The organism is Variovorax robiniae, assembly GCF_037889955.1.
Lineage (GTDB): Bacteria > Pseudomonadota > Gammaproteobacteria > Burkholderiales > Burkholderiaceae_C > Variovorax > Variovorax robiniae.
The window spans coordinates 409,419-422,848 of record NZ_JBBKZS010000005.1 but is presented as its reverse complement, the minus strand read 5'-3'; the positions used below and the strand labels follow the sequence as shown (position 1 = coordinate 422,848).

The 13,430-nt window shown below is 64.3% G+C and carries 9 protein-coding genes; 6 read left to right on the top strand and 3 right to left on the bottom strand.

Annotation, left to right across the window (positions count from 1 at the left end):
• Positions 1–10 precede the first annotated feature (10 nt).
• The gene (locus WKW79_RS15300; protein ID WP_340336011.1) at positions 11–631 is read right to left on the bottom strand and encodes a CDP-alcohol phosphatidyltransferase family protein; all 621 of its coding nucleotides are present in this window, start codon (positions 629–631) and stop codon (positions 11–13) included.
• Between the two features lie 84 nt (positions 632–715).
• On the opposite strand from WKW79_RS15300, the gene ruvB reads away from it, so the two are divergent.
• From ruvB to dmeF, 3 genes are read left to right on the top strand one after another with little or no spacing between them, the layout of a single operon-like run.
• Positions 716–1,774, top strand: coding sequence for a Holliday junction branch migration DNA helicase RuvB (gene ruvB / locus WKW79_RS15295; RefSeq protein WP_340336010.1), 1,059 nt, complete (start codon positions 716–718; stop codon positions 1,772–1,774).
• Positions 1,775–3,430, top strand: coding sequence for a rhomboid family intramembrane serine protease (locus tag WKW79_RS15290; RefSeq protein WP_340336009.1), 1,656 nt, complete (start codon positions 1,775–1,777; stop codon positions 3,428–3,430).
• Between the two features lie 11 nt (positions 3,431–3,441).
• Positions 3,442–4,410, top strand: a complete 969-nt coding sequence (gene dmeF / locus WKW79_RS15285; RefSeq protein ID WP_340336008.1) for a CDF family Co(II)/Ni(II) efflux transporter DmeF — start codon at positions 3,442–3,444, stop codon at positions 4,408–4,410.
• Here dmeF and WKW79_RS15280 read toward each other — a convergent pair.
• Positions 4,395–6,128 (bottom strand): lysoplasmalogenase family protein, encoded by a 1,734-nt coding sequence (locus WKW79_RS15280; protein ID WP_340336007.1) that lies wholly within the window; start codon positions 6,126–6,128, stop codon positions 4,395–4,397. The two genes, dmeF and WKW79_RS15280, sit on opposite strands and share 16 nt — an antisense overlap.
• A 95-nt stretch (positions 6,129–6,223) precedes the next feature.
• On the opposite strand from WKW79_RS15280, the gene WKW79_RS15275 reads away from it, so the two are divergent.
• The 3 genes from WKW79_RS15275 (at position 6,224) to WKW79_RS15265 (ending at position 12,686) form a co-directional block, all read left to right on the top strand.
• Positions 6,224–7,090 (top strand): UDP-2,3-diacylglucosamine diphosphatase, encoded by an 867-nt coding sequence (locus WKW79_RS15275; RefSeq protein WP_340336006.1) that lies wholly within the window; start codon positions 6,224–6,226, stop codon positions 7,088–7,090.
• Positions 7,091–7,448: 358 nt separating this feature from the next.
• The gene (locus tag WKW79_RS15270) at positions 7,449–9,794 is read left to right on the top strand and encodes a glycosyltransferase family 2 protein (protein ID WP_340336005.1); all 2,346 of its coding nucleotides are present in this window, start codon (positions 7,449–7,451) and stop codon (positions 9,792–9,794) included.
• Between the two features lie 96 nt (positions 9,795–9,890).
• Complete coding sequence (locus tag WKW79_RS15265) at positions 9,891–12,686, top strand: class I SAM-dependent methyltransferase (protein WP_340336004.1); 2,796 nt, start codon at positions 9,891–9,893, stop codon at positions 12,684–12,686.
• Between the two features lie 92 nt (positions 12,687–12,778).
• Here the strand turns inward: WKW79_RS15265 and WKW79_RS15260 are convergent, their stop codons facing one another.
• Positions 12,779–13,306, bottom strand: coding sequence for a retropepsin-like aspartic protease family protein (locus tag WKW79_RS15260; protein ID WP_340336003.1), 528 nt, complete (start codon positions 13,304–13,306; stop codon positions 12,779–12,781).
• Between the last annotated feature and the right edge of the window lie 124 nt (positions 13,307–13,430).

Sequence of the window (13,430 nt, the reverse complement as noted above, 5' to 3'; positions counted from 1 at the left end):
GGCGGGATTCTCATGGATTTCCTGGGCGTGCGGCGGGCTCGGCCAGCGCACGGCGGACGCGGTTCACGATGGTCCATGCGACGCCAGCGGCGAGCAAGGGCATAAGCCACGAAACGGCTTGGGGCATGGGCCAGCCAAGCGCCACGTACAGGCCCAGCGCACCGAAGGCGAAGGCCCGGTCGCTCTTGCCCAGCGGACCGTCGTAGCGGCGCGAGGCGCCGACCGTTGGCCCGAGCGCACCGGCGAACTCGCTCAGGCCCGCGAGCACGATCACCGTGCCGACCCAAAAGGGGCTGAACGGCGCGACGAGTGCAAAGGGCAGGTACAGCGCCGCGTCGGAGACCACGTCGGTCAGTTCGTTGAGGAAGGCGCCGAGCCGGCTTTGCTGGTGGTGTTCCCGAGCCAGCATGCCATCGATGGCATTGAAGGCCATGCGGACCAGCATCCAGATCGGCACCAGCGCGAAGGCGGCTGCGGCGGGCCGCGCGAAGAAGAGCCAGAGCCCCAGCGCCACGGAGATGGCGCAGGCGAGCAGCGTGACCTGGTTGGCCGTGGCGCCTGAAGCGTGCAGTCGCTTCACCAGCGGCCGCAGCAAGGCCTGAAAACGCGGCTTCAGCTTATAGATCGACACGTAACTTTTCCCATCCTCGCCCTTATTGGAGCGGCATTCTGCCTGTGAGTCATCTGGCTAAACTGCCGTACACGCCTATCACTTATGACCATCCAGACCGATGACTTCGCCCCGGCCCCGCAACGCGTGGTCTCCGCCGCTCCCGCTTCGCCCAACGAGGAAGCCATCGAGCGGGCACTGCGGCCCAAGCTGCTGCAGGAGTATGTCGGCCAGGCCAAGGTGCGCGAGCAGTTGGAGATCTTCATCGGCGCTGCCCGCAAGCGCGAGGAAGCGCTGGACCACGTGCTGCTGTTCGGCCCGCCCGGCCTGGGCAAGACCACGCTGAGCCACATCATCGCGGCCGAGTTGGGCGTGAACCTGCGCCAGACCTCCGGCCCGGTGCTGGAGAAGCCCAAGGACCTGGCGGCGCTGCTGACCAACCTCGAGCGCAACGACGTGCTCTTCATCGACGAGATCCATCGGCTGAGTCCGGTGGTCGAGGAAATCCTCTATCCCGCGCTGGAGGACTACCAGATCGACATCATGATCGGCGAGGGTCCGGCGGCACGCAGCATCAAGCTCGACCTGCAGCCCTTCACGCTGGTTGGCGCCACCACCCGCGCCGGCATGCTGACCAACCCGCTGCGCGATCGCTTTGGCATCGTGGCGCGGCTGGAGTTCTACACGGCCGAAGAGCTGGCGCACATCGTGCGGCGCAGCGCGGGGCTGCTGAAGGTGGCGATGGACGAGGCCGGCGGCTTCGAGATCGCGCGCCGCTCGCGCGGCACACCGCGCATCGCCAACCGCCTGCTGCGGCGCGTGCGCGACTATGCCGAAGTGAAGGGCGACGGGCGCATCACCGAAGCAATCGCTCACAAGGCACTGGCCATGCTCGACGTCGATCCGCAAGGCTTCGACCTGATGGACCGCAAGCTGCTGGAGGCCGTGATCCACCGCTTCGACGGCGGCCCTGTAGGGCTGGACAACGTGGCGGCCAGCATCGGCGAGGAGCGGGAAACCATCGAGGACGTGATCGAGCCCTACCTGATCCAGCAGGGCTACCTGCAGCGCACGCCGCGCGGGCGCATCGCGACGTTGGCGGCGTACCGGCACCTGGGGGTGGCGCCGCCATCGCGCGACGGCGACATGTTCGGCACGACCTGAATGCGGCAAGTCGTCGAAGGCGTCGAGGAGTTCCGCGCGTCCTGGCGCAGCAGCGTCGGCGCATTGCTTGTGTTCCTGTGCCTGATCGCCATCGGGTTGGGCTGGATTGCCGTGTCGACGGGCGCCTACGGATGGTCGGTTGGCGCCATCGCTCTCGCATGGGTGGTATGGCTGCTGGGTCGCCAGTTGCGGGGCGCACGCGTCGTGCTGCGGGTTGAACCGCGGGGCCTCGGCGGGTACTGGTTGAAGGATCTCCTCGTGCCGTGGTCCGAGATCGCCGATCTGCGCGAAGAATCGGTCCAGGGCAATTCGCAACTGGTGATGCAACTGTTGCCAGGCGCGGCCTCGGCCCAGCCGACGGCGCGCTGGTTGAGCGGCCGCAAGCTGGAGCGTCGATTGCCCTTGGGCGCGCTCACGGCGACAGAGCGACGAGCCGCGGTCGAGGCTGCCTTGCGAGCGTTCCTCCGGCATGGCGGCGCGAACGCGGCAGTGGCCGCGCAAGCACATATCGAAGCGCATGCCGCCGAGGCGCAGTTCGACGCGCGGCTGAAGGCCATGACGCCGATGCCGTGGGCGCTCTATCTGATGGTTGCGCTCAACGTCGGCGTGTGGGTGGCGAACGTGTTGACGGGCATGAGCCCCGTCGCACCGCTCTCCGAAGACCTGTTCAGGTGGGGCGCCAACTCCGCGTGGGCCGTCACGCAAGACGGTCAATTCTGGCGTCTGCTCAGCGCAGCCTTCCTGCACGGCGGGGTCATGCACCTGGCGCTCAACATGCTGGGCTTGTGGAGCGCCGGGCTGGTGTTGAACCGGCTGTACGGCAATCGGCAATTCCTGCTGATCTACCTTGGCAGCGCGATGGCCGGCAATGCACTGAGCCTGCATTTCTCGGCACAGCAGTCCGTGTCCGTGGGCGCCTCCGGCGCGGTATTCGGCGTGCTAGGTGCGCTGATCGTGGCCGTGCTCCAGCACGGGCATCGCCTGCCCGCCGGCACGCGCAAGAGCCTGCTGAGCACGCAGGCGATCTTCGTCGTCTATTCGCTCGTGCAGGGATTTGCCCGCGCCGGCGTCGACAATGCCGCGCACGTTGGTGGGTTGATCGCCGGGAGCGTCCTGGCATGGCTTCTTGTCGAGCGGCTCGACGATGAGGCGACTGCGGCGAAGCGGCTGCGACATGGCATCCTTGCCGCCTGCCTGTGGGTGACTGGCATGGGCTGGCTGGTTGCGACGACGGCGCAGCCTGCCGTCGACCATGGACGCGGGTTCCAGGTGCAGGCCAACCTGCAGAAAAACGTTGGGGCGTTGCAGCAAGCCAACCTGGCATTGCAGAAGGACGCGAAGGCCAACCAGGGCGGGCAGATGTCGGACGCGCTCATGATCGCGGCCCTGCGCGACCGACATATCCCGGCCATCCGGACGGTGCGAGACGCGTTGGCGTCGCTGAGCCTTCCCGCTTCCGACCCAAGGTTCGCCCTGTTGTCCGACTTCCAGCAACTGAGCGCCTTGATGGTGGAAGTCATGGAGTTGGAAGTGCGGAAGGGGGAGGGCGACGCAACGCCCGAACTGGCTGCACGGATCCGGACGCGCAGCGAGGAAATGAAGAAGGTGAGCGAGCGGATGAAGGCGCGAGCCTCGAAGAAATCCACCGAATCCTGAGGACGACCTTGATGCACTCCCACGACCTCGCCCCCTGGCGCCACGACCACCACTTCACCGACGACAACGAACGCGCCGAGCGCGGCACGCGGCTGGTGATGTGGATCACCGCCGCGACGATGGTGATCGAGATCGGCGCGGGTTGGTGGTTCAACTCGATGGCGCTGCTGGCCGACGGTTGGCACATGAGTTCGCATGCCGTGGCGATCGGGCTCAGCGCCTTTGCCTATGCGGCGGCGCGGCGCTATGCGAGCGATCCGCGCTTCGCCTTCGGCACCTGGAAGATCGAGGTGCTGGGCGGCTTCGCGAGTGCACTGTTCCTGTTGGGCGTGGCGGCGCTGATGCTGTTCAGTTCGGTGGAGCGCTTGTGGTCGCCGGCCGCGATTCACTACCGCGAGGCGATCGCGATCGGGGTGCTGGGGCTGGTCGTCAACCTGGTCTGCGCACGGCTGCTGGGCGCGGCGCATCACCATGGGCATGGCGACCACCATCACCACGAACACGGGCATAACCATGGACATGCGCACGGCGAGGACCTGAACCTCAAGTCCGCCTACCTGCATGTGCTGGCCGATGCGGCGACCTCGGTTCTGGCCATCGTCGCGCTGATCGGCGGCTGGCTTTGGGGCTGGGCCTGGCTGGACCCGCTGATGGGCATCGTCGGCGCGGTGCTGGTTGCGCTCTGGGCCAAGGGCCTGCTCATGGAGACGGGCCGCGTGCTGCTCGATCGCGAGATGGACCATCCTGTGGTCGACGAGATCCGCGAAGGCATCGAGCACACGCTGGCCGCGAGCGAGACGCGCGTGGCCGACCTGCATGTCTGGCGCGTCGGCCGCGGCGCCTACGCCTGCGCCGTGACCGTGGTCACGCACTCACCGACGCTGGGCGCGGACGAGGTGCGGGCCTGCTTCTCGATGCACGAGGAGATTCGCCATTCGACGGTGGAGATTCAGCGTTGCAGCGATCAAGCGGACTGCTGAGAGACAGGCTGCGCATGGCGCACGATCAGCATCTGCGCCGCGTAGTAGGTCGCCAGCACCCATAGCGAGGCCAGTGGCAGCGGCGAGACGAAGCGGTTCATGGCCAGCAGCGCGTCGCTGAGCATGAAGAAGCAGGCGCCCACTGCCACCCAACGCGAGGCCGCATCGCCCATCACCGCCGCCCGCCCGATCGCCTGCGCCGCCATGCAGGCAATGACGATCACATAGAGCCCGACTGGCACACGCAGCGCAACGGGCAATCCCCCGAACCACAGCACCGCATACATCGCAACGCCGACGCCCAGCGTCGCCGCGAGCGCACCTCGCCGCGGAAACATGCCGACGCCCATTCGGAACAGTGCGATGTAGGCGAGGTGCGCGAGCAGGAAGCACACCAGGCCGGGCACGAAGAATTGCGGCCACATCAGCAGCAAGTCGCCGGCCAGCGAAGCCACGAGGCCGGCGATCAACCACCCGCCGAACCGTGCGCTGCCACCTTCGCGTCGGGCGCGCATGACAGCAAAGCCGATCAACAGCAGCAAGGCCAGGGGCTTGAAGACGAGGTGCAGTTCCCTCAGCTCCAGCGCGCCGCTCGCAGCCGCCAGTGCGGCAGCCTCGACGAACAGCACCTCCAGCACACTCAACCGCCCCTGCAGCACGCCGCCGATTGCCCACAGCGCGGCGGTCAGGGCGGCCAGCCACACCGCACTGAGCTCCAGTGGCATGGCGTCCGACACCCAGAGAAAACTCGCCACGCCGCCCAGCACCAGCAGGAACTGCACCCCCGCGAACCACAGCACACCGCGCGACACCGGCGGCTCGTAGCGCGTCACCTGCGAAATATCGAACTCGCCCTTCGGAAAGCGCGCCGCCACATCCGCCGGTCGCCAGCCCGGCGGCTTGGCCCACACGCGCAGCTTGTCGCCCCAATTGCGCGCATGCCACGAATCCTTGGCGAGGGACCAGTACACCTCGACATTGGCCCACAGCGGGTCCCAGCTCTGCAACGGACTGCGCGTCCCGTAGACGCAAGGCTCGCCTTCCTCCTTGAAGCTGCCGAACAGGCGGTCCCACACGATCAGCACGCCGCCGTAATTGCGGTCCACATAGCCATCGTTGACCGCGTGATGCACCCGGTGGTTGGACGGCGAGCAGAACCAGCGGTCGAACCAGCCCAACTTGCCGACCTGCTCGGTATGCACCCAGAACTGATACAGCAGATCGACCAGCGCCACCACGCCGAACACCAGCGGCGGCACGCCCGCCACCGCCATCGGCAGGTAGAAGATCCAGCCGAGCAGGGCGCCGCTCGACGTCTGGCGCAGCGCGGTCGAGAGGTTGTAGTGCTGGCTCTGGTGGTGCACCACATGCGCGGCCCACAGGATGGCCGACTCGTGGCCCATGCGGTGCAGCCAGTAGTAGCAAAAGTCGTAGAACACCAGCGCCAGCAGCCAGCCGTACCACTGCATCCAGAAGTCGGCATCGAACAAGGCCACGGCCGAATAGACGGCCGAGTAGATGCCGATGCGCAGCAACCCGGTCAGCACCGTGGTGATCTGGCTCAACATGCCCAGGCCGATGCTGTTGACCGCATCGGCCAGCCGGTAGGTGTCCTGCCCGGTGCCGCGCCGCGCACGTACGCGCCCCACGGCGAACTCGACCGCAATCAGAAGGAAGAAGACGGGGGTCGCAAGAACAATGATCTGGCCAGGTCGCATAGGCCGGCATTGTCGTGTGGCCGAATGCCCACGGTCATGGGGGTGTCACCTCATTGCCACGGCCACGTCATGCCGGCCTGTGAACCTATGCGTCCATGCAAAGAGATGACGCATTCCTGCGCGCCTGGCGCGAAGCCGAAGGGCTCGATACCGACAGCCCGACCCGCCCGCGCCAGCGCTACCGCACGCTGTGGATCTCCGACCTGCACCTCGGCACGCCCGGCTGCCAGGCCCGTGCGCTGCTCGACTTCCTCAAGCACACCGAGTGCGAGACCCTGTTCCTGGTCGGCGACATCATCGACGGCTGGCAACTGCGGCGCCACTGGTACTGGCCGCAGACGCACAACGACGTGGTGCAGAAACTGTTGCGCAAGGCCCGCAACGGCACCCGCGTGATCTTCATCCCCGGCAACCATGACGAGTTCGCGCGCAAGTACCTCAACCACAACTTCGGCGGCATCGAGGTGGCCGAGGAATGGATCCACGAGACCGCCGACGGCCGCAAGCTCTGGATCATCCACGGCGACCTGTTCGACGGCGTGATCCAGTGTGCCAAGTGGCTGGCGCACGTGGGTGATTCGCTCTACGAGTTCACGCTGAAGCTGAACCGGCACCTCAACTCGCTGCGCGCGCGCATGGGCCTGCCGTACTGGTCGCTGTCGAACTACCTCAAGCAGAAGGTGAAACGCGCCGTGAGCTATGTCGGCGACTTCGAGACCGCCGTGGCCCGCGAGGCGCGCAAGCGCGGCGTGCAGGGCGTGGTCTGTGGGCACATCCACCACGCGGAGATGCGCGACATCGACGGCATCCTGTATTGCAACGACGGCGATTGGGTCGAGAGCCTGACGGCGCTGGCGGAGCATGGGGATGGGACGCTCGAGGTCATCCGATGGGCGGAGCACATGCCGGTCGATGCGCGGATACCGGTGCTGGCGCGGCGTCGAAGCGCAACGACTGCTTGACAGGTCACGGGTCGATCCGGGCACCCAGCCAATCGCGCAAGGCCGTCGGCCGGCTTTTTGAAGGCGCCTTCTTGCACCAGCCTGCTCATCCCGTCGAGGGGGAGTGCGGGATCGATTCCCTTTCTGCGCGCGGCGCGCGTTTCTCCCCATTCCGGTGCATCTGTCAACGATAATTGCCGGCTCCAGGGGCGGGCATCACATTGCCGACCGTCTTTCTGGAATTGCCATAGATCCATAGCTTTTTTCCGTTGTACCCAAGGTTTCTGTCATCGAGTCAGGGAGAGAACAATGAAATTGCTCGACAGGGCAGCGCTGATCGTGCCCGCGCGTTGGGGCTGGCCGTGTCCGGGAATCGCAAATGCCTGAGCCGCTGCGGGAGCCGGCGCAAGACGCAGCCGGCGACGAACGCGCGCAAGCGCAAGAAGCACTCGCGGTGGTGAGCCAGCGCCTGGCGGAGCAGGCTGCGATCCGCACCCGTGGTCCGCACGTTGAACTCTCCAAGCCAGCAGACCTCGATGCGCTGATCACTCGGGCGGCGCTGCTGGACGAACGTCTGGCGGCCAGCGACGCCGAGGTGCGCCGACTCACCGATGAGCGTGATGCCCAGGCGGCACAGGTCGCCGCATTGAGGCGAAGCAGTTCCTGGCGGCTCACCGCGCCCGTGCGCTTCGCCGGGTTGTTGGCAGGTGGCCGCTTTCGCGATGCTGCGCAACGTGTGAAGGGATGGCGGGCCAGGGTACCGGGGCTGGCCCGGGGGCTCGTCCATCGCGTGCGCGCCGTGGTGCTCCGCATTGCCAGCACAAGGGCCGACGCCATTGCCAATCAGGCCGTGTCCGACGCCATCGTCGATGAGCGCAACAAGGCGACCCGCGGGCCCGTGCTTGTCGATCCGATGACTGCCGGTGCGCCGGCAGAGTGGCCGCGCGTGGACGTGAGCGTGGTGACCTTCAACAGCGAGCGCTGGATCGACGGCTTCATCGACAGCCTGAACGCGCTCGACTATCCCAAGGAGCGTCTCAACCTGCGCTTCGTCGACAACCAGTCGACCGATGAAACGCCGCGCAGGCTGCGGGACCTGCTGCCGAGCCTGCGGCGACTGGGCATCACGGCCGAGTTGATCGAACGGCCCAACCTGGGCTTCGGGGCGGGGCACAACGCGGGTCTGGCTGGCGGCAGTGCCGAGTTCTGTCTGGTCACGAACATCGATCTCGAGTTTGTGCCGGACGCGCTGTCGCGCATTGTCCGGATGGCGGTGGCCGATGTTGCGCGGGCGGTTGCCTGGGAATTCCGGCAGAAGCCGTACGAGCATCCCAAGGTCTACGACCCGGTGACCGGAACGACCAGTTGGAACAGCCATGCCTGCGTCCTGCTGCGTCGCATGGCGTTCGAGGCCGTGGGCGGCTACGACCCCCAACTGTTCATGTACGGCGAGGACGTGGAGTTGTCCTGTCGCTTGCGCCAGCGCGGCGGTTTGCTCCGCTACTGCCCGGCGGCGGTGGTCCTGCACCACTGCTACGAATCGGCCGGGCAGGTCAAGCCGTTGCAGTTCACCGGCAGCACCTTCGCCAGCCTGTACCTTCGCCTGAAATACGGAAACGCGCGCAACGTGCGGGGCGTGCCGTGGATGGCCCTCGCTCTTCTGCTGATGGCTGAACCGATTGCCGGGTCGCGTCGAGCCGCGTTCAGGAACGTCCTGCGCCTGATGGCCAAGGCGCCCGCGCTGCTGTCGAGGCGCTCGGCCAGCGAGCACGCATTCCCGTTTCGGGGATGGGACTACGAACTTGTGCGCGAAGGTGCCTACTTCGAATGCAAGGCGCTGCCAGGCGATGGTCCGCTGGTGAGTGTCATCACGCGCACCTACCGCGGACGCGATCAGTTCCTGCGGCAGGCGATCCTGTCAGTGGCGCATCAGACCTATCCGTGGATCGAGCATGTGGTCGTCGAGGATGGTTCTGCGTCGCTGAAGTCCATCGTCGATGAAATGGCAAGAGTGACCGGGCGCAAGATCCGTCATGTCGCCATCGAAAAGGCCGGACGTTCAGCGGCGGGCAATTCGGGGCTCTCTGCGGCGCAGGGCCGCTGGTGTGTGTTTCTGGACGACGATGACCTGCTGTACGCGGACCATGTCGAGGTGCTCGCGCAAGCCTTGCGCGAGAGAACGGATGCCGTGGCCGCTTATTCTCCTGCGTTCGAGGTTCGGACCGCCTACCCGACGGCGCCGCAGGAGTCGTACCGCGAGGCCGCGTATGCCTTGCCAGAGGGGCAAAGCCGGCCCTTCGATGGCGGCGCCCTCCGCAACCACAACTACATCACGATCCAGTCGGTGCTGTTCGAGCGCAGGCTGTTCCTGGAACGCGGCGGCTTCGAATGCGACCTGGATGCATTGGAAGACTGGGTGTTGTGGAACCTCTATGCCTGCCAGAACACCTTTGTCTTCGTGCCGAAGACAAGCTCGCTGTACCGCACGCCGGCCGACGAGGGCGTTCGCCAGAAACGGGTCGAAGCACACGTGGCCTCCCGGGCTTTGGCGCACAAGCGCATTGCGATGCGCTTGCTGGAGGTCAAGCGCGCTGCTTTGGCGAAAGAAATCCGGCGCAGTACCGGGCATGCCATCCCGAAAGGACTGGTGCTGAGCGAGGACTGCCCCGCAATCCACGAACACCAGTCCGCCCAGGCAGCGACCGACCTGGACCTCCGGGTTTGAAACCAGTGTCCTGCGCATGCGCAATTTCCGCCGAACCGCAAATCGCCGGTTCCATCCGTACGACCTGCTCCTGGTTGTCTTGTCTGTGTAAAAGAAATGCAATTCGTATCCGCGGCGCTCGCCGAACCTCGTCATCTGTTCCTGCCGACTTCGTGGGCCGGCCATATCCCGTTTGCGCTCTGGTTGATGCCGGTGCTCAAGCCTGCAAATCTCGTTGAAATTGGCACGACGGAGGGCAACTCCTATCTGGGTTTTTGCCAGGCCATCCAGCAACACAATCTGCGCTCGCGAGCTTTTGCAATCGGCGATTGGGCTGGCGAGAACGCTTCCAGCGATTCCATTCAATTCAAATCGCTGAAGCAGGCACACGACCCTGCATACGGTGGATTCTCTGAACTGCTGCGCGTGAACCAAGAGGGGGCTCTCCAGAGATTCGCCGACGGAAGCATCGACCTGCTCCACATCGCGGGACGGCGGAGCGACGACGCCGCTCGCGAAATCTTCCGGAAGTGGCTCCCAAAACTTTCCCCCCGTGCAATCGTCTTGTTCCATCACACGGAGGGTGATTCGGGTCTTCGCCAACTGTGGGGAGAAATGTCTGCCAAATACCCGTCATTCCATTTCAATCACGGATGCGGACTTGGCGTGTTGCTCACCGGATCGGAGCCAGCGCCCGAACTCATGCAACTGTCCACTGGCGCATCACACAACGACCGTTGGGTCCTGGCGCGTCAGTTCTTCCAGACCGTCGGGCATCGATGGGAGGCCCGTGCGGAAGTCGACGAACTTCGCGGCCAGTTGCAAGGCCTCGAGTCAAGCACGGCCGAGGCCATTGCGCAGCGCGACGACTTGATCATTCAACTGAAAAACAGTGCAGCGGTGCTCCAGAAGAATGTCTTGAAGGCCGATGCCGTCGCTCGCGAAATGAGGCAGCTTCTCGTTCAGGCTGTCGATCGATCCAAAAAAATCGAAGAGCTCCTGCCGAGCGTGTCGCTCGATGCACGGGTCGAAGAACTCGAACAGGAGAGAGCCGACCTGCTGGGGACGATTGCCGAAATCAAATCGTCGAGAAGCTGGCGTATCACCTCGGGTTATCGAATGACCGGGACTGCTGCGAAGCGCGGGGGCAATCTGCTGAAACTCGTGCTCGCCGGGCGGTGGGACTTGATTCGGCAGCGGTTCGCAACGCTCATCGGCGCGGAAGGGCCGGAAGACGGGCAAGTCGGGGCGGATGCAACGCTGCTCACCGCGGAAGGCCGGCAGCAGATTGTCGCAAGCGGAAAGCTGCTGTCGACACGCGTCGTTGAGATCGTCACCCCGCCGCATACGCTGTTTGTCGCCGAGTCCGTCCGCCGCGCGCTCGCCAGGGTCAATATCCAGGCTGAAATTTCCAGTGAAATGCCCGGGAACTTTGACAAGGACCTCTACGTTGTTTTTTGCCCGCAGGTGTTTGATCGGCTGCCTCCGGGCGATAAAAGAATCTGTTTTCAGATGGAGCAGTCAGTCAGTTCGAGATGGTTCACGCCTGCTTATCTCGATGCATTGAAAAATTCATTGGGGGTGTTCGATTATTCCATCGATAATCTTTCGTTCCTCCAGAAGAACGAAATTTCCTACCCTTGCATGTTTCTCATGCCCATTGGCGGCATTCCCGGCTATGCACCAGCAAGCCCCGAAGCCCATGGTCAAGGTGAGAACACCGAGGATGTCGATGTACTTTTCTACGGAGACATTCACAACGAGCGCAGAAAGCGAATGCTGGATAAAATCGGGAAGAAATTCAGTGTTCGCATCATCAGCAATTTGTTCGGCGAGGCGCTTGAAAAGGAGATCAGGAGGGCCCGCGTCGTCGTCAACCTGCACTACTATGAGAATGCCCTTCTGGAGACCACGCGAATCTACGAGTGTCTTTCACTGGGCGCTCGCGTCGTATCGGAAGTGGGCTCGGATCAGCGGGAGCACGATCTGCTGAGCGCAGCCGTTTCTTTCGTGCCGGTCGGCGACGTTGATGCCGTTCTGGAGGCGATTGGGCGGGAGCTTCGTGACGATGGTGCGTGCAGGCAGCGCGCCATGGACCGTGCGGTTCAAGAGAGTGCAGCCCGTTTTGACTTCATGCTGTTCCGTGCGCTGCGCGCCCTGCAAGTCATCAACGGCAAGACCTTCGATCGGGTCGCTAGGCCGCCTGCCCAGTTGGGGTCGAAGATTGCGCTCAGTCTTCCTGAAACGCCGGAGCGGCGTGCTGCCTTTCAGAAGATCCGACCGTCGGGATTTTCGATATTTGACGGAATACGTGCTACCCCAGGTTGGGTCGGGTGTGCACTGAGCTATCAGTACCTGGCCAGGAATGCATTGCAGAATGACGTGAATAATCTCGTTATTTGCGAGGACGACGTCGAATTTCCGCCACTGTTCGATCAGAAGATGAGCCGGGTGCTGAAGTTCCTGGACTCAAGGGAAGGGCAGTGGGATATTTTTGCGGGGCTCATTGCGGATTTGCATAACGACGTCAAGATCCTGGATCTGGTCGAAGAAGATGGATTGACGATCGTTGTCATCGACAAGATGACCAGCGGCGTCTACAACATCTATTCACGCCATGCGCTGGAGCTGCTGAGCAATTGGCGGGTGGAGAACAATGATGTCGTGACGAACACCATTGACCGCTATCTGGAACGCACGGCGTCTCTCCGTGTTGTCACGACCTTGCCTTTTGCGGCGGGGCATCGGGTTGACGCCGATTCATCGCTGTGGGGTATTTCAAATCAACAGTACGTCGACATGATCTCTCGCAGCGAGCGCCGTTTGGAGGGCAAGGTTTGGGAATTCAAGGCAAGAAGGGCGTTGGCGCGGGATCTGAGCAACGCTGAGCCCGATGCAGCCTTGCTTGCTTGAGGCATGACGCACAGTCCGTTGGCGCCGGCGGGGCGGTGACGGCGCCCTAACTTGATGCTGTTCGTCGTCGCCTCCCTAGCGGCTCTGTGGGGTTACTCTGTCCTGTTTCGAATCACCATCTGCTTGCCGTTCATCGTGATCTCGAAGTGCGACAGGAAGCTTTGTCCGAGCAGGACGTCGTTCCCCAGGCCGATCGTGCCGACGGCCACCTTGACGCCGTTGGGGACGGCGAGGGACCCCGCCGTCACGTTGACACCTTCGACGACGCGGCTGGCCCGGACGCCGTTGGCGGTGTGAAACTGCACAGGTGCGCCGCCATGGAGGTTGGCGCGGCGGGCCAGGTCGTCCGAGATGCCGACAAAGGTGGCGCCGGTGTCGACGAGGAAGACTGCCGGCTGGCCGTTGACCGTGCCCCGCATCCGAAAGTGGCCGTCGTCATCGACCGGCACGGTCACCGCGGCAGTCTTCAGTGCAGGCTTGCCCAGTCCCGTGTCCTTGCATCCCTTCTGCCGCGCGATATGCGGGTCGTTGATGAATTCGTTGCCACACCGCCAGATCCGCTCCTGGGCGGACGCCGAGCCCGCGCATGCCAGCGCGATGGCCCAAAGCAAATACTTCATGGTTGTTCTTCTGAAACACCGACTGACTGCGGTCCAGGTGGACCGGATGACCATCACGATGCCGGGATGCCGGGCGTCCTGGACTCCCGTGGCATGCGGGCGACGCGCCCCCTTGCATGCACAG

What these genes read in the sequence shown, in the direction of transcription:
- WKW79_RS15265 (WP_340336004.1), top strand. Translation starts at nt 9,891, where the DNA reads ATGCAATTCGTATCCGCGGCGCTCGCCGAACCTCGTCATCTGTTCCTG.
- WKW79_RS15260 (WP_340336003.1), bottom strand. Translation starts at nt 13,306, where the DNA reads ATGAAGTATTTGCTTTGGGCCATCGCGCTGGCATGCGCGGGCTCGGCG.
- WKW79_RS15275 (WP_340336006.1), top strand. Translation starts at nt 6,224, where the DNA reads ATGCAAAGAGATGACGCATTCCTGCGCGCCTGGCGCGAAGCCGAAGGG.
- ruvB (WP_340336010.1), top strand. Translation starts at nt 716, where the DNA reads ATGACCATCCAGACCGATGACTTCGCCCCGGCCCCGCAACGCGTGGTC.
- WKW79_RS15290 (WP_340336009.1), top strand. Translation starts at nt 1,775, where the DNA reads ATGCGGCAAGTCGTCGAAGGCGTCGAGGAGTTCCGCGCGTCCTGGCGC.
- WKW79_RS15270 (WP_340336005.1), top strand. Translation starts at nt 7,449, where the DNA reads ATGCCTGAGCCGCTGCGGGAGCCGGCGCAAGACGCAGCCGGCGACGAA.
- WKW79_RS15280 (WP_340336007.1), bottom strand. Translation starts at nt 6,128, where the DNA reads ATGCGACCTGGCCAGATCATTGTTCTTGCGACCCCCGTCTTCTTCCTT.
- dmeF (WP_340336008.1), top strand. Translation starts at nt 3,442, where the DNA reads ATGCACTCCCACGACCTCGCCCCCTGGCGCCACGACCACCACTTCACC.